Here is a 26,704-nt window from a genome sequence, read left to right on the forward strand (position 1 = left end):
GTATGATTATTAAGGACAATCAATCCTATTTATTGGGTTTTATATTTTGCTAGCCTCTCTAGAGTATCAAAGTTTTATATACATCTAATTAATATATGTAAAAATGTAATAAATTTCTTATTAAATTTTGTAAAAAGTCATAAGATTTACAATTAATTCGTCGTATTCTGTTAATTTATTTCCACTTGGTTTTGAAACGCGGCGACGGTCCTGATGTTTCATAAAAGCCCTGCATAGTTTTCTCTCCATATGGCCTTTCCTGTTAATGAAACGCGAGAACCGTCCCCATGTTTCTCTTCTTAATGTCATGGACTCCCAAATGGAAGTGTCCGTAATCAAGGAAGAAATGAAAAAGTAGACCTAGAACGTTCAATGACCAGGTCTACTTCAAACAATTACTACGATTAAAGAAACACGTAAATCATATTGAGGATTTTTCGGGGAGTAACCACATTCCTATGAGACACCATTCCCATGGAAATAACAAATGAACCGTCACGACGCTTCCCATTATTTTATTGGTTATTTTTAACTTCATTTAAGATGATGTCCAGAGTTTGTTTTGTGGAGTTGATCATTTTTTCATAGATGCTTAAAATTGACTGCCCGTAGGTTGTGCCAGGAACAGCCCACTTTCCATTTAAGGCTGTCCATGTGGAAGCAGATCCTCTTTTTACAAAGTGGAAACGGGGATCAACCAGAGGGTATTTATCTAGTAATGGTTGTGTTGTAGCGTACGCGTAAAGGTGTTGAATGTGAGCAAGAACTCCTTCCTCTGGTGTTGTAAAACTTGCACCTGAATTACTAGGCCCTGTAGCTCCTATTCCGGCAAAATTGTTTTGTTCAGGTTTAACGATTCCAGTAAACCGGAAATAGTTTGTTTCGTGTAAGGCCTGGGAAAAAGCAACATCGCCTCTTATTCCATAGTATTCTCCTAAGGTTAAATAGTAGCCTCCTAATTCGGGTGCGTTTGGATTAACTGATTTTGCAAAACGATTCATTTGTTCTGGGGATAAATAAGTAGGCCCAAGTATAGAGTACCCAGTTGGGACTGATTGTGGTGGAGGCGTGCTTGAAACTGGTGGTTCTACCATTATGAAGGCATCTGTAATTCCAACGTTATGAACTTCCTGGAGACGGGCTTCCGCATTTGCGCGGCTTGAAAAAGCACCTGCTTGAACCCGATACCACGTTTCACCAGAAATAGTGGTTGTCACAATAAACGCTTCTATACTCTTTGAGCGAAGGAACGTGACACGATCGTCTGCGTTTGTTCTTAGTTTGAATGATCCAGCGATTACCTTGTAAATGGTTCCGGGAACTTCAGATTTGGCGTTTAACCCAAATACTTTTGCAATTCCATTTGCATGTGCTTGAGCAACATTTTGGCGCCATGAATCTTGTTTCATCAAGGCAGCATCGTGTGGATGATCAATAAAGCCATTTTCGGATAGAAAGGCCGGCATGGCAGTTTCCCGGAGAACATGGAAATCGGCCTTTTTCTTTCCGCGGTCAATTAGCTGATTTAATTTAATTACCTCAGCATGGATGAGATCCCGATATTTTGCGGTTACAGAATTGTCAGATAAACTGTTGTGGATATAATCCTCATAACCTTGAGCAGTCCCATTAAAGGCATTGATATGAATGGAAATATAAAAATCAGCACCCCAAGAGTTAGCTTCATTTGTCCTCTCGGTTAAATCTTTTGTGATGTCACCTGAACGGCTCATCAAGACTTCAATATTTTCATAATTATTCATTAAGATCGTTCGTATTTTAAGAGCAATATCCAGCGTAATATCTTTTTCAGTTAGTCCATTCCCTGTTGCTCCGGGGTCAGCACCTCCATGACCTGGATCTAAGTATAGTTTCATAGAATCCCTCTCCTTTGAATAGTTTATATTTATTATATTATTGTGAAAGTAAATATTAGCTTATTTACTTGTCCAATTTAGCTGTAATTTTTTATTTGCTATTTTTTACAAACATGATTTAAAAAAATATTGAGGTTATCCAAAAAAGCTTTTTATTACGTCGGTTAAAGTAAAACGTGGGGATGATACCGTTCGCGTGTTTCCGAACTTCTGGTGGTCACAGTGACGGAACTTCAAAAATGTGAACCGGCTTTGAAACGCCGGGACGGAGCTGATGTTTCATAAAAGGCCTGCATAGATTTCTCTCCATATAGCCTTTCCTGTCAATGAAACAATAACCGTCCTCGTGTTTCCAAAACCATTAATATAAATATTTGCCTGTGGAACATTTTGTGAAACAAGATTTTTCGGGGATTGACTGGCACCATACCACGAATGTTCCAAAAATAATCGATAAATTTTAAAATATTCTTGATTTTACTAACAATTTTGTTTTATATTAAATCTACAAGATAACTGGTAATGACAACATGACATCACAATGACATAATAACTAGTAATCTTTTTATAACTACAAATGATAGGTTTGCCTGTTTTGAGAACCCTTACATTCAGTCAACCAATACAAAGGAAAGAGAGGAAAAAGAAAAAGTGAGAGTTGATCTAATTATTCAAAACGCTAACATAGTCACACTAGACTCTAGTCATTCCATAGGTAAATCGGTAGCCATAGCAGATGGGAAAATTGTTGATATTTCTTACGAAAGAAACTTACATGAACATGAATACAATACACATCCAGGTACACAAATTATAGATTTAAAAGGAGCGACCCTTCTCCCTGGTTTCATTGACACACATAGCCACCTTTTAATGTATGGTGAAATGATGGATTATATCGATTGCCGTTCTCCATTTGTGCATAATATACTGAATATTGCGGAAAAGGTTTACGAAAAAGCAAAACAAAGTCTCCCTGGACAATGGATTTTAGGCTGGGGCTACGATGATACCTTACTCGAAGAAAAAAGACATCCAACTAGATTTGACCTTGACCTTGTTTCACCAAACAACCCAGTCTTTATTCGTCATATTTCCAATCACTTTGCTGTAGCTAACACAAAAGCACTCGAGCTAGCCGGTATCTCGCGGGACATAAAGGACCCTCAAGGCGGCTTCTTTGGAAGAAACGCTGAAGGAGAATTAGATGGAGTCATCTATGAATTCTCTGCCTTAGATAGGATCTATCCTTTTTTACCAGTACCAACCAAAGAAGAAAGTGTCGAACAAATTAGAAGAGCTTCACAAGTCTATCTATCACAAGGAATCACTACATTTACTGATGCTTGTGTTGGCCTTGATAAAGGAATGGAAGAAATCGAAGCTCATATAGAGGCTGTTAACACGGGGGCCAACCCAATGACGACCAGAATGATGATTAGCAGTCAATTATTAAAAGGAAACAGTCCTTTTGCTGGGTACACTGCCTCTCAGCTTCAGGAGGAATTACAAAAGAGATCAAATGGTAAAATCCACCTTGATAGCGCCAAACTATTTCAAGATGGCTCCATTCAAGGCTACACAGCTGCATTAAGAGAACCGTACAAATCAAGGGATACACACCTCGGGGAACTCATCCATCCTCAAGAAACCTTAAACAAAGAGGTGTTAGATTTCCATAATCGAGGGTTCCGAATCGCCACTCATGGAAATGGCGACAGGGCAATTCACTCGATCATCTTGGCTTATCAAGGAGCCCTAAAACAGAACCCTAAAGAAAATCATCAACATCGAATCGAACATGTACAAACCGCAAGTGATGAGGATTTAAAAGCCATGAAAGTGCTTGGCATAGTGCCTTCCTTCTTTATTAACCATGTCTATTATTGGGGAGACCGCCACAAAAATATCTTTCTTGGCCAAAAACGTGCCTCTCGAATGAATCCACTCGCGGAGGCAAAGGAACTAGATTTATTATTTACTCTTCATTCAGATTGCCCGATTACCCCGATTTCACCTTTATTTTCCGTGTGGGCCGCAGTCAATCGCGTAACAAAAGAAGGCTATGTTCTTGGGGAAGAGCAAAAAATAGATGTAGAAACAGCACTCAAATCCATGATCAGCTATGGTGCCAAATTAAACTTTGAAGAAGAGACAAAAGGCACGATTGAAATCGGTAAGGAAGCAGACTTCGTTGTTCTTGGACAAGACCCATTAACCTGTCCGCCAGAAGAGATCAAAGATATTGAAATTCTATCGACCATCATTGGCGGCAAAGTCGTGTGGGAGAAGGAAATGGCTTGTATAAGTAATTAAAGTGGATGAGGGGGAAAAGTGATGAAGGAAATCACTACAATCAACGCAAATGCCGTATATGATAAAAGCAAATTTAATCGTTTTCACTTAAGTCTATTCTTATGGTGTTCATTCATCATTTTATTTGATGGATACGACACAACCCTTTTTGGTGCGCTCGTTCCAGTTCTCATGGACGAATGGGGAATGACTCCAGTAGAAACGGGCTCTATCGGAAGCTACAAATTGATTGGAACCATTGTAGGAGCTATTATTTTTGGGATTCTCGCTGACAAAATCGGCCGAAAGAAAAGTATTATCATCTGTGTTGTTCTTTTTAGTGGATTTACCCCTTTATCTGCCTTTGCCAACGGACCTGAATTTTTTACCGTTTGCCAAGTAATCGCAGGAATTGGACTTGGGGGAGTCATGCCAACTATCGTCGCATTAACGTCAGAATTCGCTCCAAAAAAATCAAGAAACGCGATGGTTTCCGGTATATTTTGCTTTTTTGCTATAGGGGCCATCCTGATTTCCTTTGTCGGAAAATATGTGGTCGCCTCCATCGGCTGGCAGCCTTTATACTACCTAGCGGCAATCCCGCTTCTATTATTGCCTATTTATGCAAAAACACTGCCAGAATCCCTTCGTATCCTAGCGAAAAGAGGAGATGACGCTGAGATTCGCAGAATTTTGCAAAAGGGTGTACCTGAAGAAAAGATACCAAGCCATGTTCAATTTGAAAAACCACAGGAGGAAAACCAACAAAAATCCTCCATTGGTTCTTTGATGAAGGAAAAACGCGGTCTTAGTTCAATGATGTTTTGGATTGCTTCTCTTAGTTCATTCTTATTGATGTCTTCTATGAATACATGGCTGACTAAATTAATGATCCAAGCAGGCTATAGTTTGGATTCTAGTTTAACGTTCCTTGCCTTTTTAAATGGAGGATCGGTTGTAGGGATTATTCTTTTTGGAAGATTAATTGATAAATATGGATTCAAGAAGACACTCATTCCGCTCTTTCTTGCAGGTTCCATTTCTCTGCTGTTTGTATCCGTTACCAAAATAACTCTGGTTGCTTACGTATTAGTCATGATTATTGGCGCTGCATCTACAGGTATGCAAAGTTTACTGTTACCAATCGTGGCTCAGTATTATCCAACAGAAATGAGATCAACTGGAACAGGAATTATGATGGCATTCGGCCGTATTGGAGGAGTGATCGCTCCTATATTAATTGGTTATCTTATTGCGCAAAATTTTGCAGTAACAACGAATTTCCAAGTCATTTCGATTGCTGGCTTCATTGGCGCCCTATCCCTTGTCTTTATCCAGGAAAAATATGCTGATTATCGAGAAGCACCGGTTAGTGAACCTGCTCAGGAAGTTGAGGAAAGAGAAGTAGTGATTACCCATTAACGACAAAAAACTTGTAGAGATTACGGTGATCTCTGCAAGTTTTTTTATTTTTTGTCCTATATAAAAATGCCCCAAGGTCAATGTCTTGATATAATAGATAAAACAGATATTATACCAGAAAAAGGAGGGCCGGAATGATGAAACTTGACCCCCATAATCCTATCCCACTGCATGTTCAGTTAAAAACGATCCTTGAGAGGCAAATCAATCAAGGTTATTTTCAAGATAAAATTCCAAGCGAGAGAGAGTTAACGGAGCAATATGAGGTGAGTAGAACCACCGTGAGAGAAGCCGTGTCTCAGCTTGTTCAAGACGGAATATTAGAAAAAAGACACGGAAAAGGGACATTTGTATCCGTTCGTCCGATACATGAATGGCTTGGAAGCTTGAGCAGCACGACAGAAACGGTCAAAAAGATGGGAATGACTCCGGGGGCTGAATTGCTTTCACATGGAATCGTCGATTCACCTCCACATTTAGAAAGCTATATACCTGATAAGCAAATGTATTTAATTAAAAGACTTCGCTACGCAAATGATGAGCCATTATCAATTGAGACTCATTATTACCCGGTTGATATTGGAGAAAAGATGGCACGGTATGATATTGCTACAAGACCCTTGTATGAAATACTGGAAACAGAATTGCATATTCAGCTTTGGGAAGGGGAACAAATGATTACGGGCCGTACATTGACGAGTGAGGAGGCCGAGCTTTTAGGAGTAAAAGAGAACCATCATGCACTTCTTGCAGAAAGGTATATTACCGACATAGAAGGAACGCTGATTGAACATTCAACATCTCTATATCGAGCGGATCTATATTCCTTCCATATGAAATTATTGCGCAAATAAAGAACGCTCCTTCTTGAGCGTTCTTTATTAAAAGACAAAAAACATATTTACTACGTATAGCATGAGAGGAATGGTGGATAAAGAAATAATGGTGGAAAGGATGGTTGTAATAGCCCCCATTCCTTCATCTGCCGAATACTTTGAAAATAAAATCGATGCAAGTGTCAAGGTCGGCATCATGGATTGAACGAGAATCGTTTGATTGATGACAGGATTAAAAGCATATACATGAATCAATAGCAGCACCGTTAAGGGAAGAATGATAAGCTTTACAGAAAGTGGTACCCAAATTTGCGACCCTGATTCACGAACCTTTGAAGCTTTTAATGTCATGATTAATACGCCAATGTAAATCATTGCAATGGGTGTAGCTAAAGCTGCCAGTTGGCTTGTTAATTCGATCATTAATATTGGCGGCTTTATGTTAAAATAGGCCGTTCCCAGTCCAAGTACAATAGCGATGGTTGGAACATTGATCATTGATTTTAAGGTTTTTAAGTCAAATCTGCTATTCTTTTGCAAGATCAGTGCACCTACCGTCCAGATGACAAAATCAACACCGGCATCAAAAATCGCTGCAAACAATGCTCCCTCTGGTCCGATTAAAGTGGCACATAAAGGAATTCCGATGAATCCTGTATTTCCAAGACCTGATAATATGGCGAGTTCCCGTTTTTTATTCGAATCCTTATAGAACACTTTGGTAATGCTCCAGCCTAGAGCGATTCCAATAGAATTAATGACGATCGATAAACAGAAAACAAGGACCATTAATTTAAAGGTATCCTTATTGATTTCTACTTTAAAAATACTAGAAAGAATAATACAGGGCATAGCAACGTTGACAATCAAACTTATAAATAGTTTCCTAGTATCTTCATTAAAAGGAAAGGTCTTTGAAAGCACAACCCCGATGAAAATCATGATGGTAATAATTAATATTGATTGAAATACTACAGAAAACTCCATGTTCTTCCCCCTCAAATCCTAACATGTACATTGCTGCGTTACATGTGGTAATGTCATCATTACCAGTTATAATATATCAAAAATTCTATCAATTGTACAGGTAAATTAGCTTGAGAGCCCGAAACGTGAAAATCGTCCCCCTACTTCTGAAAACAGCCAGCACTTTATTAAGGGAAAAATAGAACGCATCAAAATAAAAATTTTTTCGCTTTTGGTACGTATAGGCGTGCCACTTTGATTCTTGCAGTATCGATTATTTTGGATAGAGTTTAAATAATAATTGATTCATAATCATCCATAAGAGGTTCACCTACACAGTATTATCCAAGCGAATACCATAAATAAAACGCCGAGACGGATCTGATGTTTCATAAAAGACCTGCATAGATTTCTCACCATAGAGCTTTTCCTGTCAATGAAACGCAAACCGTCCCCGTGTTTCCAAAACCATTAATATAAATATTTGCCTCGTGGAACATTTTGTGAAACAAGATTTTTCGGGGCGTCACAGTGACCGGATCTTAAAATAAAAAGATGAGCACGAATGAGCATGATTCATAAGAGATAACTTTTTATCATAATTTTCTTTAAACCAACTAGAATACCCTTGCAAAAATAATCTTAAATGTGAATAACACCCTATGCTCAAGTGATTTGTAATATCTTTTATGTTTAATTCTATCGTTCTTCTAAGTTTTGTGAGTTCATTCTAAGTTAGTTATTCATTTGTAACAAAGTTAGGGACTTTTTAAAAATTACATAGAATAACAATAATAATAAATGTATTTATTAATTACATAGGGCATTTCCAATAAAACCCCAAAAATGAAGTTTTTCCAAAACTCAAATTCTTAAAAATGAAACCTAACCAAAACAGTTCAACCCTTTAATTAAAATAACCTTTAAAAGATACCCTCATTATTCATATCTAATTTATACCCTTAAAAAATTCCAAAAAACTTTCTCCTTACTACTCTCTCAGGAATCTCCCGATAAACATTCTTATTTTTAACAACTAACTCCGCATTCTCCCTAAACAAATAAACCATATCAATCCCGTAACTCTTCTCAACCTTATCCATTGACTCAACCATCTTAAACGCCCGGTTCGTCACATTATGAGCATCCGAAGCAACAAAATGAGTCAGATTTGCCTCAATCAACTGATGTGAAAACTTCTTGATCTTTTTCCCAAAATAACCGCATATACTCCCAGCCGTAACTTGTGATAATGCTCCATTCTTCACAAAGTTATACAACATATCTGGGTTATCAATCAATTCCTGGTTTCGTTCCGGGTGAACAATAATTGGTGTGAGTCCTTCTGTTTGGATCTCAAAAAGTAACCGTTCTGCATAACGTGGGACATGACCTGAAGGAAATTCAATAAATAGATAAGAGCTCTCCGCTAATGGAAGAATTTTGCCGCCGGCCAGATAATCATCCAAAATCTCCCCGTATAGTCGGGTTTCCTGCCCTGGCAGAATCGAAAGTGGAATCTCTTCTTTAACAAGCTGTTCATTCAACTGGGATACTTTTTCAATGATGGAAGTTTTATCATTCATATATTGACGATTGTGATGGTGTGGAGTAGCAATGATTGTCGTGATCCCCTCGCGGACCGCTTCCTTTACCATTTGGATGGATTCTTCAATTGTTTGCGCACCGTCATCAACTCCCGGCAATATATGACAATGGATATCAATCATTACGTACACCTCCAAAAATATTTCAATATGCAAAATAGAAGATAACAATACCCCTGCCGGCAGCTTCAGTAAACCACTTGCTTTTTCACCCATAAATGTCAGATAAATATACATTCTACTATGGTTTGACTACGAATGAAACTTTTCGTATACCTAATCTTTTTCATTCATTTTGGAAGATTAATGGGAATAGATAAGTAAAAAAGACAGAGGATACTGACTCCATCTGTCTTTTTTTAAAGATTATTGTTCCTGCTGCTCCAGCTGCTTTGCCATAAACTTCAGCAAATCTTCCCGCAAATCCTCATGCTGCAGCGCAAACTCAATCGTCGTTTCAATAAATCCAAGCTTCTCCCCGACATCATAGCGTTTGCCCTCAAACTCATAAGCAAACACGCGCTGAATTTGATTCAGCTGCTGGATCGCATCAGTCAGCTGGATTTCCCCGCCGGCACCGACCATTTGTTTATCTAAAAACATAAAGATTTCCGGTGTGAAAATATATCGGCCGATGATTGCCAGATTTGATGGGGCTGTTCCCTGTGCCGGCTTTTCGACAAAATTGCGGACCTGGTAGCTGCGTCCGAAGCTTTCAACCGGATCAATGATCCCGTAACGATGCGTTTCACTGTCAGGAACCTGCTGGACGCCAATGACAGAGGAAAGTGTTTTTTCATGCTGAATCATTAACTGCTTCAAGCATGGTGTTTGCGCCTGAACGATGTCATCTCCGAGTAACACCGCAAACGGCTCATCGCCGATGAAATTGCGTGCGCACCAAACCGCATGACCAAGTCCCTTTGGTTCCTTTTGGCGGATATAATGAATATCAACCATATTGGCAATATTGCGGACCTCTTCTAAGAGCTCGTATTTTTCCTTGCTTTTAAGGTTTTGCTCGAGCTCGACGGCATGGTCAAAATGATCTTCAATCGAGCGTTTTCCTTTTCCAGTGACGATAATAATATCCTCGATGCCTGACTCGATTGCTTCCTCGACAATGTACTGAATCGTCGGCTTATCGACAATCGGGAGCATTTCCTTCGGCATCGCTTTTGTGGCCGGCAAAAACCGAGTGCCGAGTCCCGCTGCCGGGATAATCGCTTTACGTACCTTTTTCAACCTGAATCTCCCCTTGGGTTTTGTTGTTTTTATGTGCTGTTAATATCTTATTAATATGGTATCATGTTTTATTCTTTGTATGGTAATAAGTGCTTGTATGTGGTGGTCCCTTGTCTATGGGCTTTTTTTCTACTATTTTCAGTGTGTGAAAACGCTTTTCTTCTATTATATATGTATTATTTATAGAAGTATTGATCAGTTTAGACTAATCAGCGAAAAAGGGGCTGCTCATACGAACAACCCCAGCTATTTACTGTGTGAACACATTCCTTACTTTTTCCACTACAATCGACGAGCCTGTCTCTTGAACGCCTTCGACCATCATGGCGATGAGGAGAGATGGATTTTCCGTATTGTACGCGACAAACCAACCGTTTTCGGTACCTTTTTCCCCTTGCTTTGCCTTCAACTCAGCCGTACCAGTTTTCCCTGCCAATGGCATACCAGGGATATTTGCCTTATGGGCAGTGCCTTGCGGATCCTGGACTACTTTTTCCAACATTGAATGAATCAGCGCAGCCTGCTCTTCACTGACAACATTCTGCTTCCACGCTTTGCTTGTTTCATCCTGCATCAATAAGGTCGGCGTAATGAGCTTGCCAGCATTGATGAACGGTGTGTACGTTGCCGCGAGATGCAGGACATTCATTTCCACCTGCGCCTGTCCGTAGCCGGAATCAGCCAGATGGATTTCACTGTCCATTGCGCCTGTCTTCGATGGTTCAAGCGGGAATGGGTATTTCATTTCCTCTTCAAAGCCAAACCCTTTTAGGCCGTCCGTCAGCTTGTCTTTTCCAAGTGCTAGGGCCGCCTGGGCAAAGTAAATATTGTCCGAGTAGAGCAGTGCTTTTTCCAAATCAACCGGTGTGCCTGGGTCCTTGACTCTTGTGACATAATAGTTGCCCCAGGAGGCATCCTTCTGCCATTGCAGACCGCTGATGTTGAGCGTTGCAGCAGGGTCAAGCGTGCCTTCTTTGAGACCGATTGCCGCTGTGAGCGGTTTAATGACGGAGCCCGGTGCATAGTTGGCGCTGAATCGGTTCAGCAGCGGGTTGAGCGGATCGTCCTGTAAAGCTGTCCATTGCTCTGTTGTTGCTCCTAGTGATAATAGGTTCGGGTCATAGCTTGGTGAGCTCACTAAGCCAAGGGTTTCACCTGTTTTCGGATGGATCGCTGCAGCGGTTCCGGCTTGTCCAGAGAGCTGCTGGTAGAGCTTTGTCTGCATCGTGCCATCAATGGTCAGCTGGACGTTTTCGCCGTCTTTGACTTCTTTTTCAGCAAGTGTTGTTTCCGTTCCGTCTGCTTTTTTGATGGTGATTTTGACGCCGTTTTCTCCTTTGAGCTGTTCATCGAGTACCTGCTCAAGGCCTCTTTTTCCGATATAGTCGTTGGATGTGTAGCCTTTCCCTTCACGTTCCTTCAGCTCCTCGGCGGTGATGGGTCCGACATAGCCGATCAGGTGGGCAGCCGCTTCCTTCATTGGATAGACGCGGGCGGCAACCTGCTTCGAATTGACGGAGGGAATTTCCGTTAGGTTGGCAACGAGCTCCTGCTCCTCGAGTGGCAGCTTCTTGAGCGGAACAAAATATTCCGGCTTCACCCATGATGCGTTCAGGGCATTATTGATCTTTTCCGTTGTAATCCCAAGTTTGGCCGAGAATTCGTTGATAATCGCGTCCCTTTGCTCGCCCATTTCAGCGGGAACGATGCCGACCTCATACACCTGACCGTTGACCGCCAGCCCTTGTCCGGTGCGGTCGATGATCTCGCCGCGCTTGGCTGTGACGGTGTCGAAGCCGATTTTGGCTCCCTCTTCAAGCTCTGGGAAGATGTAGGTAGTGTTCCAGTCGATCGTCCATTTATCCTCTTCTTTTACGAGCTTGGCTTTGTGGTCGAAGTTGATTTCGCCGGCAACGCTATTCATGCTCGCGGAGAAGGGATAGGTGATCGTGTCCTCTTTTGGTTTTTGTTCGTCGTTTGGCTTCGTGAACTTGGCGTTGAGTTTTGTGATTTCGAGATCTTTGTAGTATTTTTCATAGCGGTTAACGAAGTCCTCTTTGCTGATGGTAGTTTGCGCTTTTGTTGATAAGAGATCGTACATTTGAGCGAACTTCTGTTTGTTCCAAAGATTTATGTAGTTTGTCATGGTGTCAGCCGGGTCTGGTGCTTTGTTGCAGGCTGTGAGAATTAATATCATGATGAAAATAAGAGCAAGGATGGGTTTTTTCATTTTTTTGTCGCCTCCTTAGGGTTAGTGTACCACTGTGGGTGGTTTTTAGTTATTGTATTGGTTTGTTGATTGTGTTTTTTTGAGTTTGATGGGATAGAGCTTTTTAATGGGTTTTGTATTCGGACTGAAGCGGGCTTGTTACTGCTTTGGCTTGTCTGAATGAAACATAGCTTCAGACAGTGGCTGCTTGATTTCTTTGCCTGGTCCAAGAATATTATTGTCTCAACGGGAACGAATCCATCTTGATTGTTTTCCGCTTTTTCTGTCCGAATGAACCACCTCAGCCATGAACTCACTTTTTTCACATTATCGGCTATTAAAAAGAGACTGTCTGATGCTGCCCTTGAAGTGGGCCTTTCCAGTCAGTCTCTTGGTGCCGTATTTAGTTGTTTTGCGATAAGATCATGCGCAGGTCGCCTTCCATGTCCTTCAACAGGTCTTTCGTGGAGACTCTTTCGTCGCTTTCTCCCTTTTCATACATTCTTTGCAGCAGGTTTTTAAACAACTGCATTTCTTTCGATTTTTGCTCTTTCATCCTCTCACCTTTCTCTGGTTTCAATCTATACCCTATTGGTTATCCGAAGTCGCTTTTTGTCATTCTTGTGTTCTATATAGAAAACACAATACGAACTTATTTTACTAATAAACTACTAAAATGGCAATATCTATCAAAATATTCGAACATCTCTTAAAATATCTATAATGTGAGGGTAGATTATGATAGAATAAGGATATATTATGTGACTTTTGGGAGTGAATGTCAATATGGAAAAAATGGTTGCCACGATCGCCACTGCAGCTGTCCTGTCGTCCACGTTCGCGTCGACGGCGTTAGCCAGCACCTATACAGTCCAACAGGGGGACACCCTTTTTAACATTGCAAAAAAACACGGCACGACTGTAAGTAACTTAAAACAATTGAACGGATTGTCATCAGACAATATTTATGTGAATCAGACATTGAAAGTTGCGGATACTGGTGAACAAGTGCAAGCAACTGCTCCTGCTGCGCCCGCTCCGGCGCCAGTGACTTCATCGGCATCTGCTGCAGCTTCCTATACGGTTGTTTCCGGAGATACGTTAAGTAAGATCGCCTACCGCTCCGGCATTTCACTCACTGACCTGCGAGCCATGAACGGTATTTCCGGTGATTTGATTTATGCTGGACAGACATTAAAGGTACCTGCTGGTGGAAGCACATCTGCTGCGAATCCTTCCGCTGCACCGGCTGTTGCGGCTTCAGGTTCTACCTATACCGTTGTATCCGGGGATACGTTGATTAAGATTGCCAATCGATACGGTATCTCTCTTGCCGAATTACAAAGCTGGAACGGTATTTCCGGTTCGCTTATTTATCCTGGCCAGGTGTTGAAGGTGTCGGGAGGCTCTGTCGCGAGTACCCCAGTGGTGACTGAGCCTACAAATGCAGTCCCTACAACAAATAATGCATCAGGGTCCGTATATGTGATTAAAAGCGGTGATACATTAGGCAAGATTGCGCTGCAGACTGGGTTGAACGTTTCGCAGTTAAAGGCGTTGAACGGATTGACATCCGATTTGATTTTTCCTGGGCAGACGCTGAAGATCAGCGGAACGGCAAGTACGAGTGTGACGCCGGTGACGAATAACACCCAAGGGGGTACGCAAACTAGCGTTGTTGAGGCTTCAACTCCAACGATTGCGGAAGTTCTAAACCATGCCAAAAAATTGATTGGTGTCCCATACGTATTTGGCGGTCAAACACCGGCAGGCTTTGACTGCAGTGGTTTTATATATTATGTCTTTAACCAAGCAGGTGAATCTATCAGTCGCCTATCCGCCGCAGGATATTATGACCGAGCCTTCGAAGTAAGCTCACCACAGGTCGGCGATTTAGTCTTTTTCAAAGATACATATATTAAAGGAATCTCCCATTTGGGAATCTATATCGGCAATGGCGAATTCATCCACGCCGGCTCAGACGGCGTCGATATCTCCAGCGTCAATAATGTATACTGGAAGAGTCATTTTGATAGTTATAAGAGATTTTATTAGAGTGGGTCGGGGGGACAGGCACCGTGACCCGGTTAAACAATTTAGAATTGATGCTACAACGTAAGGTAGTTAGTAAATAAGATTATAATAATAGATACATAGAAATCCCAATCCGTGGACAGCTGATGGCAGATGTTCACGGATTGGGATTTTTCAGTTTTTTTAAATGAGCGATTTCTTAGTTGGCTAAAGCGATAGTTTGATGTTTATTCCTTTGTACATAATTCCCTCCGCTCTCGTTCTGCTCTCTTCTTGGGCACTATCAACCTCTCATAGTGACCGTCTTTCTCGTTTTGCTCTCTTCTTGGGCATTATCAACCTCTCATAGTGACCGTCTTTCTCGTTTTGCCCTCTTCTCGAGCACTATCCATTAACCATAGGTACAAAAGGACAGGCACCGTGACCCTGTGGGTCACGGTGCCTGTCCCCGCGTTCCAAGTTATCTTTCCATTGATGGAGCAGTTGCTTCTTGTACAGAAGCTTTTTTTCCAAATAAGAAATGGTGTAATGGTATACAAATGACAGCGATGATACCTAGAACGAAGTATAATCCACTATATCCCATTGTAGGAACAAAGAATCCTTGGATGAACGGTCCAAGTCCTAAACCGATATCGGTTAGAATGAAAAATGTTGATGTGGCTAATCCGACTCGATGTGGTGGTGCTGATTGAACTGCGACGGTCTGAGAACTTGACATATAGGTTCCGTAGCCAAAACCGATGAATGCCCCAGCAATTAATAGAACGAAGCCGACATATGATTGACTGAGCACAAACAACCCGATTAATAAAGAAATTAGTGACGGGTACATAATAAAGTTTGGTCCCTTCAAATCAAACATACGGCCGGAGAATGGTCTTGTTACAAGAACTGCAGCTGCGTATACAACAAAGAAGAAACTTGCTGCTGTAACGATCTGATTTTCAGCTGCATAGAACGAAAGAAATGATAAGATACCAGAATAACAGAAAGCCGTAACGGTTGCCACGAGCGTAATCGGTACAGATTTTTTCTCAATGAAATTAGATAATTTGAATCCTCTTAATTCTGCCTTTTGCGCTTCTGTTAAGGTAATTTCTTTCACTTCTATGTTAAAAGATAGAATTAAACCGATCACGATACAGATTAAACAAAACACAAAGATCATGGAAAATTCAAAGTGCTGTTGAATAAACATTCCGATGAACGGTCCAATGGCAGTAGCCAATGTCATACTTAACGCAAAGTACCCGATTCCTTCCCCGCTTCTGGCCTTTGGAATGACTTGGGCTACAACAGTTCCTAATACTGTACCGGCAAGACCAAATGCAAAGCCATGTAATAAGCGGTTTCCGATGAGCATACCAAAACTATCGAGAAAGAAATAGAGAATGGCTGAAATCACCATAATCACGAGGCCGGTTATCAGAAGTTTTTTTCTTCCTAAACGATCAAGGTATTTTCCGCCAATGATCCTCCCAACGAGTGCTCCAATGACAAATATACTGGAGGCTAACCCCGCTTGACTTTCAGAGGAATGAAATTCATTTACTGCAAATACTGATATAGTAACCATTAATAAATAAAAGGTTAACATGAGAAAAAAGTTGGTGACTAAGATTCCTATATAGCTTTTTGTCCATAATTTTTCCTTCAAATGATTTCCTCCTTAATTATTTTTCTTAGGGGTTCCTTGTGTTATTAACAGACACAAAATGTTCATGGATATTACTCTAACAGATTTTTTATCATATAAAAAATATATTTATTGTTATAATAGTATATATAAAATATATAACCGAGGGCTTTTTATGGATATGAAACAACTGAAGTACTTTAAAACCATTGTCGATGAGGGGAATATTTCAAAGGCAGCAAGGGTACTGCATTTGGCACAACCGCCCCTTAGTCAACAGCTTAAGCGTTTAGAGGAGGAGCTGGGGACGGTGCTAATCAAACGTTACACCCAGCAATGGGAGCTTACCGAAACCGGGGAAACTCTCTATCGGCATGCGGTGCGAATGCTGCAGGATATAAAGGAGATCAAACAGGAAATCAGTGAAATCGAAGAAGGCATTCGAGGGACGTTAACCATTGGAGTAGCCCCAAGTTGTGTGGGATTTCTCCCACCAAAGGTTCGTGAATTTCGAGAGAAGTATCCAAACGTTTTTATAAAAGTCTGGAAGGAAGATTCCTCCTCCCTCCAACAATTACTGTTTGATGGTGAAATTGAACTCGCATTCATGCTGCTCCCCACCAATTTTCAAGACTATCATGTGATCCATTTGCCGCAAAATCCTTTTGTTGTCGTGATTCCGTCCAGGTGGAAAAGTCAATTTCCCAAAGATACCGTAAAATTAAAGGATATGATTCATTATCCCTTTCTAATGCTGGGACCGATGAAAGGATATTCCATGTATGAATATATATTAGGTCAATTTCATAAACATCAATTCTCACCCAATATTGTCATGGAGTGCAAGGATATCTCGACACTACTCAGCTTTGTTTCCGCAGAAATCGGCATTTCAATCATCCCAAAATCAGACATTTACGGATCCTTTCATCAGGATCTTACAGCCCTTGAAATTGAGGATTTCTCACTATATGTAGAACCCGCTATTCTTTACCGAAAACAACATCGACTCACCAAAGCCGCAGAGCATTTTGTAAGCGGGTGGATTGGGTCGGAGGGACAGGCACCGTGACCCAGTGGGTGTGGGTCGGGGGGGGGGGGACAGGTCCGTTGGCCCGTTGGTAGAGTAGATCATTGAACAATTACAAAGAAGGTCCTATCACGTAGATTAGAGGGATAGGGCTTTTTCTATTAAAACAATGTTTAGAGACAAGGGTCCCGTGTATTTCAAGGGTTTGGTGATAGTCAAAGTTCTCATTTCCCCTCTACACAAGCTCTACTCTTGAATAAGTGATCAGTAAAAGGACTGATTTTAATAATTGGCAAGGGACTTTCCTCCGGCAGCTGTATGAATCGGGCTTTCTTATGCTTTTTTTGTATGAATTTAGGTAATTTTTATAGATTGAACCTTCAATAATAAACCATCATTTGATGCCCCCAAATTATATCCGCGGTTTTCAGCCATTTATCCGTACTTTTACTTTTTCTACCAATTAAAACCGTGATCCAACTGGGTCACGGTGCCTGTCCCTTCGTTCCAAATTTCCGAGGTTCTATTTTTAGGATTAAGAGAATAGCATTAGGACATGGCCATTTTAATCACTTAAAAAGTATAACCACAAGAGTGAATATGATAATAAAAGGGGTTGTTATGAAAAATGTTTGACTCTTTAAAACTGTTTTATCAATTGCAACGAGGCCTCTCGGATGTAGATATGGGGCAGCAGAAATTTGGAGGATTGTTTAACTTCAATCAACCGTATATGCGATGGACAGAAGATATGTTCAAAATGTACCAATCAGGCGGTTGGATGGGAATGGGTGCTGACGGGTATTGGAAATTTTTCACGGCATATTCTGATATTTTTCAAAAGACGGTCCTCGAGTACCCTATGGCTACCATGAATGTTTATCAACGATGGTATGATTCTTACTATGAAAAATATAATGAAGCCATTGAGGAAAGTCGGCAAGAGCGAAATGTACAAACAATCCAGGCACAAGAGAAAAACTATCCGGCTGACTGGGATGAAGAAAAAGAAGATCTGCTCATCCAGTCGGTTATTGAGGGCACCAAGGAGGCAAAAACGCTTGCTTCTATTTTTGAAACAATAGGTGAAGCAATCGGAATCTCCCCTGCCAGATGTTCAACATACTGGTACACAAAAGTTGACCAAAGCTACAGGGATCAAGTGAATCGGATTAAACAAGAGCAGGCCAAAAATTGGACAGAAGAAGAGGAAGAAATTTTAACAAAGATCGTGACAGAAGAATATCCTCATTTGTCCATATTTCAAATCTTTCCGATCGCCAGCAAACGATTGAAACGCCATAAAACAGATGTCCAAAGAAAATGGTTTTCTCTTCTGACGAGAAATTAGGAGAATTAGAGGGACAGGCACCGTGACCCGTTGGGTCATGGTGCCTGTCCCTCAGTCCCTTTTAGATATCCCCTTGTTTAATTCGTTTAATTAATTCTTCCAGCCAATAAATGGTGTGTTCTGTTCTAGTTGAAACATAGCCGCTAACGAATTCCGCGAATTTTTTGTGTTCTTCGTCTATCTGGATCTGTTTTTCTAAATGACTAATTTGCTCCCAATGAGCCTTAATGTTTTTAATCTTCTTTTCTAATATTTCTACTACTCTTTCACGGTCCACATACTTGATGCTTTCTAAGCCTACCACCATATCACTAATTGCCTTCGCGTTTTCAAATAACTTGTAGATTTTTTTCGGCAATTCTTCACGGCCTTTTTCCGTTATCGCAAATACTTGCTTATCCGGTCGATGTTCTTCTTTTATGATTTTGACCGTCTCAATTAAACCTTGTTTTGCTAATGAATCAAAATGGTAATATAGTTTGCTTTCTGTCAGCCCGCCTAGTTGATCTAACGGAATGGGTTCTGAAAGCTGTTTTTTTAATTTATATGGGTAATTGTTATCTTCCATTAATTTACTCAAAATAAAAATTTGAATGGACATTTTCTATGCTCCTTCAAGAAGAATTCTCCTCTTATTTTAACAAAACTAAGCCATGATTTCCGTTACAGCCTTTGTTTCTCTATTGGCATTATTTTAACAATAAACGCGGCAATCGCAATATGAAACCCTAAATTCAATCATTAACAGGCTCCATATCCTATTACCATTTCCTCTGTAAAAAATACTATAATTAAAGTACTCTAAAAAAGGTAAAATCATTTTTTTGAAGGAGGAATAGAATATTGATGAATAGAGAAGTTATTCCAGTTAATGAAATTACAAATTTTCACTCACGTGCAGAGGAATTTTTTCCGATTGAGTGGTTTAAAGAAATGTTACACAATCAGCCTGTCTATTATCATGAAAAAACAAACACCTGGAATGTGTTTAAATATGACCATGTTAAACAGGTATTAAGCAACTATGAAATTTTTTCAAGTGAAGGGAACAGAACAACCATCTTCGTTGGCGCAAATAACAAACAGGCAAATGCCTCACCTCTGATGAATCTTACACTTACAGATCCTCCTGTGCATCGGAAGAGCCGCTCTCTGTTGGCAGCAGCTTTCACACCACGCAGCCTGAAGAACTGGGAACCACGTATTCAACAGATTGCCGCTCAACTTGTCGAAAACATTGAGGATCATTCTACCGTTAATATTGTGGAAGCTTTGGCTGCTCCTTTGCCAGGTCTCGTTATCGCCGATCTGTTTGGGGTGCCGGTACAAGATCTGCAGCAGTTCAAAAAATGGGTGGATATTCTTTTTCAGCCTTATGATAAAGATAGGTTAGAAGACATTGAGCAACAAAAACAAAAGGCTGCAATGGAATATTTCCAATATCTCTACCCTATTGTCCTTCAAAAACGTTCGAACCTTAAGGATGATATTATCTCTGACTTAATCCAAGCCGAAGTCGACGGTGACAGGTTTACGGATGAGGAAATTGTCCAGATGACCATGCTGCTTTTAGGTGCAGGAGTGGAAACAACCAGCCACGCCATTGCTAATACGTTTTACTCATTGCTCTATGACGATGAGTCCTTATACGGCGAACTTAGAAACCATGTGGAATTAGTCCCAGATGCAGTTGAAGAAATGCTCCGCTATCGGTTTCATATGTCACGAAGAGATCGTACGGTAAAACAAGACAATGATCTGTTAGGCGTTGATTTGAAAAAAGGTGACGTAGTCATCGCGTGGATGAGTGCAAGCAATTTGGACGAAGACATGTTTGCGGATCCTTTCACGCTCGACATTCACCGTTCAAACAATAAAAAGCATCTGACATTCGGAAACGGCCCACACTTCTGCTTAGGTGCACCCCTTGCCCGACTGGAAATGAAAATCGCACTAGAGGCATTTGTAGAAAAATTTGCCCGTATCGAGCCAGTAGAAGGGTTTGAATTAGAAAATAACCTAATTGCCTCTGCAACGGGACAGTCCTTAACTTATTTGCCGATGAAAGTTTACAAGTAAGGGATGGTGGGTCAAAGGGACAGGCACCGTGACCCGATGGGTCGCGGTGCCTGTCCCTGCGTACCTAAGTACCTACTGCGTATCTATGTCATTGGTGATATAGGTAATCGCACTTCAACTGTTGTACCTTGATTCTTTTTACTTTTAAAACCTATTGTTCCATTGTGCTGCCTGATAATCCTAAAGCATAACATGAGACCTAGTCCTGTTCCTTTTTCCTTGTTACTAAAGAAAGGCTCTCCTAATCGTTGAAGACGTTCTTCACTGATCCCCATTCCATTATCTATGACTTTTATAAGAACATTTTCTGGTTCTTTCACAGCTTGAATCTTCACGAAACCGCCATTCGGCAGCGCTTCAATACCATTTTTAACTAGATTAATAAATACTTGTTTGATTTGGTTCCTATCACACATAATGGTTGGAATGTCTTGTCCAAACTCTTGAACTAATTGTACGTTTTGTAAATGGGCTTCTGAATTCAGCAATGTCTCCACATCATTTAGGACTGTTTTCAGATCAGCCCTTTTCAATTGAATATCTTGTGGCTTGGCTAAAGTAAGAAACTCTCTGATAATTTCTTCGATACGATTGAATTCATTAAAAATAACGGGAAAGAATTCCTCTTTTACCATACCCTCTTGGAATAGCTGCATGAATCCTTTTATGGAGGTGATCGGATTTCTAATTTCATGGGCCACACCTGCAGCGAGCTCCCCTACCACTGCTAGCTTCTCTGATTTTGCTAGGAGTTCTTCTGCTTTTCTTTTTTCTGTAATGTCTCTCCCCACCACAATCACATGCTTTACTTCTCCATTGCTCCCAATCACAGGGGTACCGACGCCTTCAACTAATATCCAATTTCCATTTGCATGCAAGGAACGATATTCAATTTGAGAAGAAGATTTCGTCCTCATTACCTGTTCAAATTGACTCATGACAAATGGTTTATCTTCCGGATGTATTTTATCAAATGAGCTTTTGCCCTCATAATGTTTTGATGGAAAACCAAGTACTGTTTCAAAAGATGGCGAGGCATACAAAATCATTCCATTATGGTCCACTAAAGTCAAAATGTCAGTCATGTTTTCTGCAATCAGGCGATATTTATACTCGCTTTCTCGTAAAGCTTCCTCGGCTTGTTTGCGGTCTGTTATATCCACACATGAACCAATGAACTCTACTACTTCTCCACCTCGTTTAATGGGACGTAAATGAGCTAGATAATGAATTCCATTTAACCGATCCTCATACGAAACAAGTTCTTCTCCGTCCCAAACCCTATGGTAATACTCGCTTTTTTTACTGGCGCTTTCATGTGGGAGAAACTCGTGTAATTCTTTACCGACCACTTGAGTGGGAATGGCTCCTAAGCGGTACATTAATTCTCCATCGCATAGTGTATGAATAAATCGCCCATTGATTTTTTTTACCTTAAAGATCATTCCTTGTTGTAAACGAACCGTATCTTCCATCTCTTTCTTCGCTAAATTCAATAATTCTTCTGCCCACATCCGTTCGTTCAGATCTTGAGAAATCCCATGGTCTTTTACGATTTGTTGGATGTCGGGAATTCGCTCTTCTAATTGTTCTTTAGTGAGTGGCTTACTAAAGAAATATCCTTGTCCTTCGTCACACAGATGCTGTTGTAAAAATGCAAGCTGCTCCTTTGATTCAATTCCTTCAGCTACTACGGTCAAATTTAAGTTATGAGTCATGGAGATAATGGTCTTCACAATCGTTTCATCGTTTGGATTTTTGTATAGTTCTCGAACAAACGACTGATCAATCTTTAAGGTATCGACAGGAAGCTGTTTTAGGTAGTTTAAAGAGCTGAATCCCGTACCAAAATCATCAATGCTTATGCGAACACCAAGCTTCTTCAATTGTTGTAACGTTGAAATGGTGCGTTCAATGTCCGCTGTCATACTCTCTGTAATCTCCACTTCTAAACAGTGTGGTTCAAGTCCTGTTTTCTGAAGAACCCTTGCAATGGTTTGAACTAAATTCGATTGCTTAAACTGTCTAGGTGATAAATTGACAGACACGACTGTTGAAAAACCTCTTTGCTGCCATTCTTTATTCTGTTTACATGCGGCATGCAATGCCCATTCTCCAATCGGTATGATTAACCCCGTTTCTTCCACCAGCGGAATAAAGGTCCCAGGTGATACCATACCCCAGTCTGGGTGAAGCCAACGGATTAAAGCCTCCACACCCGTTATCTTTCCTGTTTTCAGATTAATCTTTGGTTGATAGTGTAACAATAACTCCTTACGTTCTATCGCTTTATGAAGCTCCATCTCCATTTTCAAAGGGTTGATTCTTCCTCCATGTTCATGAGATGAATAAAAATGATACCTGTTTTTACCGGCCTTCTTTGCTTGGTACATGGCAAAATCCGCATGCTTTATCAATATCTCACCCGTTTCTCCATCCTCAGGGAACAAGCTGATCCCTATACTTGGAGAAATGAAAATTTCATACCCTTTTATGTTAAAAGGAACAGCTAGAACATCAATGATTTGTCTCGCAACTTTTGAGGCTCTATTTCTATCTGCATCTGTTAACGTAACCGTGAATTCATCTCCACCTTGACGATAAATGGTATCGCGATCATGCATAGATGCCTCCAACCGGTTTGCTACTTCTTTTAATAGCAGATCTCCCATATTATGGCCAAGAGTATCATTAATGACTTTAAACCGATCCAGATCAATAAATAAGACAGCCATGCTTTGCTTTTTTTCAAAAGCTTGGGTAAGTTCATTTGGAAGACGTCTATTTAACATATTCCGGTTAGGTAAACCTGTTAAATAATCGTGAAAGGCCAAGTATTCATTCGATTTTTCTATTTCTACTTGTTTCGTTATATCTTGTGCTATCCCATATACACCATCTACTTGTCCTTTTACCATAATCGGTACAATCGTGACATTTAAGTGAACGAGAGAACCGCTTTTTTGATAAAGGGAGGTTCTAAAGTTTTGCGGTGTTCCTTTTTTCGCTAATTCAAAATATTTTAGTGTCCGTTCTCTTTCTTCAGGTGTTATTAGGGCATTAAAATGCATCCTGTTTAAAAGTTCTTGTTTGCTGTAACCACTCACTTTTTCGCAAACAAGGTTACAGCACGTAAAATACCCATTTAAATCAAAAGAGAATACACTATTCTCGTTATACTCAAACAAGGATTGATATCGTTGTTTGTTTTCTTCTATTTGATCATCGAGCTTCTTTTCCTCTGTAATATCTTTCCCCATCGTCATAACAGCTGGTTTTCCACCATATGGAATAACCACCCTGTTAAATTCTATATCTATTATTCTCCCATCTAACGTTTTTACTTTGTATTCAAAAGAAGGTAGTTTCTCACCGTTTAACACTTTATCCAGACGCTCTTGAAAAGCATCTATATCTTCCGTAACAATAAGTTCTTGAACAGGTTTACCTAAAACCTCATTCTCATGATTGGCACCTATGGTTTTCAAACTTTTCGGGTTTGCATAAACAATTTTTCCTCCCTGGTGAATAAAAATAAAGTTTGGAGATAACTCAACAAGGTTCCGATATTGTTCCTTACTTAAACTAGTATCTCTATTCTTTCGCAATAGATCATCAATATAACTGACATCCATTTAGATTCCCCATTTATTATCTAATTTTGAAAAAGCTACTTCCTTGGGACATAGGTGGGTCAGAGGGACAGGCACCTTGACCCAGTTGGTGCATTAAAATTGTCAACCATCGCAACCGCACTCATATTCCTTGAATTTATATTCTTTATATAGTCTAAAATCTTTAAAAACTCTTGTATCAGATTCATAGACCTTAACCAAAGGGGGCAACTTCCAGCTTTGCCAATTCCCTTATTTGTTTTTCCAAATCCTTCATTGTGTCAATATTATATTCGTTCATATCTAAATAAATATTATTGTGTTCACAAACCTCATACGTCACTGCGATATAATATTTTTTCATCATTCTACTCCTAAATTTTCCCCTAATATGTCCCATTCCTGTTGATCGATCCTCGGTTAGTGCAACAAGAAAAAAGATTTCCGCAGCTATTTTTCACTCAAGCTTTTGTTCATTTACATCTAGTATTTCAAAAATATTTTCTTCCCTTAGTTTTATTATAATAACAAAATTTTCTTAATACTAACACAAAATTAATATGCTATTTACACTTCCAATGTATGGTTAAAGCGTAGCGATTTTTTAAGAGAAGGAAGTGGAGAACCGTGAAGAAGAAAGGAATCTTAGGTTTGGCAGTGCCATTTATGTTGGCATCCTCTGTGTTTGGCGGTGTTGCAAGTGCTGCGCCGAGTGATAACTGGTTAAAAAGCAGCAAAACGGAGTTAAGTGCTCACCGTGGTGCACAAGTAGCTGCACCGGAAAACACATTGGAGGCGATCACACAGGCAGGTAAATTAGGATACGGCTTTGTTGAAATTGATGTCCAACGAACAAAGGACGGCGAATACATACTAATGCATGACAAGACGGTTGACCGTACGACTACAGGCTCTGGCGCGGTAAAAGATTTAACATTAGAAGAAATTCAAAGGTTTGCTATTGAGGATAAAGCAGGCAATGTCACGGAGTATAAAGTACCAACACTTGAAGAAGTGCTAGATGAAGCTCATAAATACAATGTTGGGATCAATTTTGATGGCTCAAAAGGCGACTGGAATGATAAGGAGTTTGTAGACGATATTATCGAAGAAGCTGAAGAAGCCAAAGTATTAAATCATTCATTCTTTGTCTTAAGTAATGATGACATTCGTAACCAGTTTAATGAATGGTACCCAGAAGCAACTGTGACATTCCTTGGAAATGCATTGAAAAATGTTGATGCTGATATTGAAGAATTAAAACAGTATGATAACGCGATTTACTCAACTTCGATTAACAATGTAGATGAAGAAACGGCCAAAAAGATTAGAAAAGCAGGCCTTAAACTGCATGTATATTCAGTAAATACTGCTGAAACCTATGAAAAAGCGAAAAGTATTCATCCACGATTGATTGAAACAGATGTAATCGTACCTTAATAAGGGGATAGAGGGACAGGCACCGTGACCCGCTGGGTCGCGGTGCCTGTCCCTTTGGTCCGCTTGTAATAAAGAAAATCTAGAAGTATATTTAATGCAGAATGGTGCTATTTAAAGGTGGGTATAAAGTGCATTTTAAAAATCAACATAAGTTGCTTTCACCAGTCGACCTTAAGAGACTTATAGAGGGTTCTAAAGATCAAATCTACCCAAAATTTATGATTGTCTTTGTTGGATCTGGTAAACAAAATGATGTTAAGGATGGATTTATTCCGGGTTCCATGTATCTTGATATTAATTTAATAGAAGGTGGACCATTGTGGAATCTTGTTTCAATGGAACAACTAGAGATCATTTTAAATAACTTAGGTATTTCTAATGAAACCACAGTTATTATTTACGGACAACAATTAATGGCTGCCGCTCGGGCTGCGTGGGCATTCATGTACGCGGGTGTAGATGATGTTCGTTTGGTGAATGGAGGAATCCATGCATGGAAAGCCCTAGGATATGAAGTTGAAGAACATCCTTCGATCATACAAGTAAACAAAGGGCCTTTAAATCGAATAAGCCCGAAATCAACCTATCTTGCTACAAGAAGTGATGTTGAAAAAAGTTTAAACGATAAAGACTCTATTGTCGTTGATGTTCGTAGTTGGAATGAATATACCGGTAAAACCACTGGGTATGATTATATGAAAGAAAAGGGCCGTATCCCAAATTCCATATGGGGCTACGCTGGTTCTGATCCCTATCATATGGAAGACTTTGAAGAAAAAAATGGAGAACTCAAAAACCTTGAGGAAATAAAGGGACTATGGGAGAAATCCGGAATTACTCCGCAAAAAAAGGTCATTTTTTATTGTGGTACTGGCTGGAGGGCTAGTGAAGCATTCTTTATTGCACATCTAATGGGATGGCCTACTATCAGTGTATATGATGGCGGATGGTTGGAATGGAGTCAGTCAGAAGAATAGCCCAAGCTACTCGATTACGTGAGAGTAGCTTGGGCTATTTTTTATGAAAAAGAAGATAAGAAGCTTTCTATCTGCTTTTTCCA

At 40.1% G+C, this 26,704-nt stretch carries 19 protein-coding genes; 9 read left to right on the forward strand and 10 right to left on the reverse strand.

Annotated features, from left to right (window positions below; all coding sequences use genetic code 11):
* Positions 1 to 515: 515 nt before the first annotated feature.
* Positions 516 to 1,877, reverse strand: coding sequence for an N-acetylmuramoyl-L-alanine amidase (locus R4Z09_RS31215; protein ID WP_422392227.1), 1,362 nt, complete (start codon positions 1,875 to 1,877; stop codon positions 516 to 518).
* 651 nt (positions 1,878 to 2,528) lie between these two features.
* Here R4Z09_RS31215 and R4Z09_RS29065 point away from each other — a divergent pair.
* The 3 genes from R4Z09_RS29065 to R4Z09_RS29075 all read left to right on the forward strand — a co-directional run bounded on the left by R4Z09_RS29065 (position 2,529) and on the right by R4Z09_RS29075 (position 6,448).
* Complete coding sequence (locus R4Z09_RS29065; protein WP_338450129.1) at positions 2,529 to 4,193, forward strand: amidohydrolase; 1,665 nt, start codon at positions 2,529 to 2,531, stop codon at positions 4,191 to 4,193.
* A gap of 21 nt (positions 4,194 to 4,214) precedes the next feature.
* Entirely contained in the window at positions 4,215 to 5,594 is a 1,380-nt protein-coding gene (locus tag R4Z09_RS29070; protein WP_338450130.1) for an MFS transporter, read from the forward strand.
* A gap of 134 nt (positions 5,595 to 5,728) precedes the next feature.
* Positions 5,729 to 6,448, forward strand: a complete 720-nt coding sequence (locus R4Z09_RS29075; protein WP_338450131.1) for a GntR family transcriptional regulator — start codon at positions 5,729 to 5,731, stop codon at positions 6,446 to 6,448.
* A gap of 27 nt (positions 6,449 to 6,475) precedes the next feature.
* On the opposite strand, the gene R4Z09_RS29080 is transcribed toward R4Z09_RS29075, so the two are convergent.
* The 5 genes from R4Z09_RS29080 to R4Z09_RS29100 all read right to left on the reverse strand — a co-directional run bounded on the left by R4Z09_RS29080 (position 6,476) and on the right by R4Z09_RS29100 (position 13,013).
* On the reverse strand, positions 6,476 to 7,417 hold the full coding sequence (locus tag R4Z09_RS29080; RefSeq protein WP_338450132.1) for an AEC family transporter: 942 nt from the start codon (positions 7,415 to 7,417) through the stop codon (positions 6,476 to 6,478).
* 941 nt (positions 7,418 to 8,358) lie between these two features.
* A complete protein-coding gene (locus R4Z09_RS29085; RefSeq protein WP_338450133.1) occupies positions 8,359 to 9,126 on the reverse strand; it encodes a tyrosine-protein phosphatase in 768 nt (255 codons plus the stop codon).
* Between the two features lie 243 nt (positions 9,127 to 9,369).
* On the reverse strand, positions 9,370 to 10,248 hold the full coding sequence (gene galU / locus R4Z09_RS29090; protein ID WP_338450134.1) for a UTP--glucose-1-phosphate uridylyltransferase GalU: 879 nt from the start codon (positions 10,246 to 10,248) through the stop codon (positions 9,370 to 9,372).
* A 250-nt stretch (positions 10,249 to 10,498) separates the two neighbouring features.
* On the reverse strand, positions 10,499 to 12,478 hold the full coding sequence (locus tag R4Z09_RS29095; RefSeq protein ID WP_338450135.1) for a penicillin-binding transpeptidase domain-containing protein: 1,980 nt from the start codon (positions 12,476 to 12,478) through the stop codon (positions 10,499 to 10,501).
* A 382-nt stretch (positions 12,479 to 12,860) separates the two neighbouring features.
* Positions 12,861 to 13,013 (reverse strand): hypothetical protein, encoded by a 153-nt coding sequence (locus R4Z09_RS29100; protein WP_338450136.1) that lies wholly within the window; start codon positions 13,011 to 13,013, stop codon positions 12,861 to 12,863.
* 230 nt (positions 13,014 to 13,243) lie between these two features.
* On the opposite strand from R4Z09_RS29100, the gene R4Z09_RS29105 reads away from it, so the two are divergent.
* The gene (locus R4Z09_RS29105) at positions 13,244 to 14,512 is read left to right on the forward strand and encodes a LysM peptidoglycan-binding domain-containing protein (protein ID WP_338450137.1); all 1,269 of its coding nucleotides are present in this window, start codon (positions 13,244 to 13,246) and stop codon (positions 14,510 to 14,512) included.
* Between the two features lie 439 nt (positions 14,513 to 14,951).
* Here the strand turns inward: R4Z09_RS29105 and R4Z09_RS29110 are convergent, their stop codons facing one another.
* Positions 14,952 to 16,151, reverse strand: a complete 1,200-nt coding sequence (locus R4Z09_RS29110; RefSeq protein WP_338450138.1) for an MFS transporter — start codon at positions 16,149 to 16,151, stop codon at positions 14,952 to 14,954.
* A gap of 154 nt (positions 16,152 to 16,305) precedes the next feature.
* Between R4Z09_RS29110 and R4Z09_RS29115 the strand changes: the two genes are divergently transcribed.
* Positions 16,306 to 17,202, forward strand: a complete 897-nt coding sequence (locus R4Z09_RS29115; protein ID WP_338450139.1) for a LysR family transcriptional regulator — start codon at positions 16,306 to 16,308, stop codon at positions 17,200 to 17,202.
* A 586-nt stretch (positions 17,203 to 17,788) separates the two neighbouring features.
* Complete coding sequence (locus R4Z09_RS29120; RefSeq protein ID WP_338450140.1) at positions 17,789 to 18,511, forward strand: hypothetical protein; 723 nt, start codon at positions 17,789 to 17,791, stop codon at positions 18,509 to 18,511.
* A 61-nt stretch (positions 18,512 to 18,572) separates the two neighbouring features.
* On the opposite strand, the gene R4Z09_RS29125 is transcribed toward R4Z09_RS29120, so the two are convergent.
* Positions 18,573 to 19,112 (reverse strand): PadR family transcriptional regulator, encoded by a 540-nt coding sequence (locus R4Z09_RS29125; protein ID WP_338450141.1) that lies wholly within the window; start codon positions 19,110 to 19,112, stop codon positions 18,573 to 18,575.
* A gap of 245 nt (positions 19,113 to 19,357) precedes the next feature.
* Between R4Z09_RS29125 and R4Z09_RS29130 the strand changes: the two genes are divergently transcribed.
* On the forward strand, positions 19,358 to 20,590 hold the full coding sequence (locus R4Z09_RS29130) for a cytochrome P450 (protein ID WP_338453391.1): 1,233 nt from the start codon (positions 19,358 to 19,360) through the stop codon (positions 20,588 to 20,590).
* Positions 20,591 to 20,673: 83 nt separating this feature from the next.
* Here the strand turns inward: R4Z09_RS29130 and R4Z09_RS29135 are convergent, their stop codons facing one another.
* Positions 20,674 to 24,225 carry an EAL domain-containing protein gene (locus tag R4Z09_RS29135; RefSeq protein ID WP_338450142.1) on the reverse strand — a complete coding sequence of 1,184 codons (3,552 nt, stop codon included), beginning with the start codon at positions 24,223 to 24,225 and terminating at the stop codon, positions 20,674 to 20,676.
* A 193-nt stretch (positions 24,226 to 24,418) separates the two neighbouring features.
* Entirely contained in the window at positions 24,419 to 24,568 is a 150-nt protein-coding gene (locus tag R4Z09_RS29140) for a hypothetical protein (RefSeq protein ID WP_338450143.1), read from the reverse strand.
* A 263-nt stretch (positions 24,569 to 24,831) separates the two neighbouring features.
* On the opposite strand from R4Z09_RS29140, the gene R4Z09_RS29145 reads away from it, so the two are divergent.
* The gene (locus tag R4Z09_RS29145) at positions 24,832 to 25,644 is read left to right on the forward strand and encodes a glycerophosphodiester phosphodiesterase family protein (RefSeq protein WP_338450144.1); all 813 of its coding nucleotides are present in this window, start codon (positions 24,832 to 24,834) and stop codon (positions 25,642 to 25,644) included.
* Between the two features lie 128 nt (positions 25,645 to 25,772).
* Positions 25,773 to 26,621, forward strand: a complete 849-nt coding sequence (locus R4Z09_RS29150; protein ID WP_338450145.1) for a sulfurtransferase — start codon at positions 25,773 to 25,775, stop codon at positions 26,619 to 26,621.
* Positions 26,622 to 26,704: the final 83 nt, after the last annotated feature.

Origin of the sequence: Niallia oryzisoli, from assembly GCF_036670025.1 — a bacterium.
Taxonomy (GTDB): Bacteria; Bacillota; Bacilli; order Bacillales; family Cytobacillaceae; genus Bacillus_BD; species Bacillus_BD oryzisoli.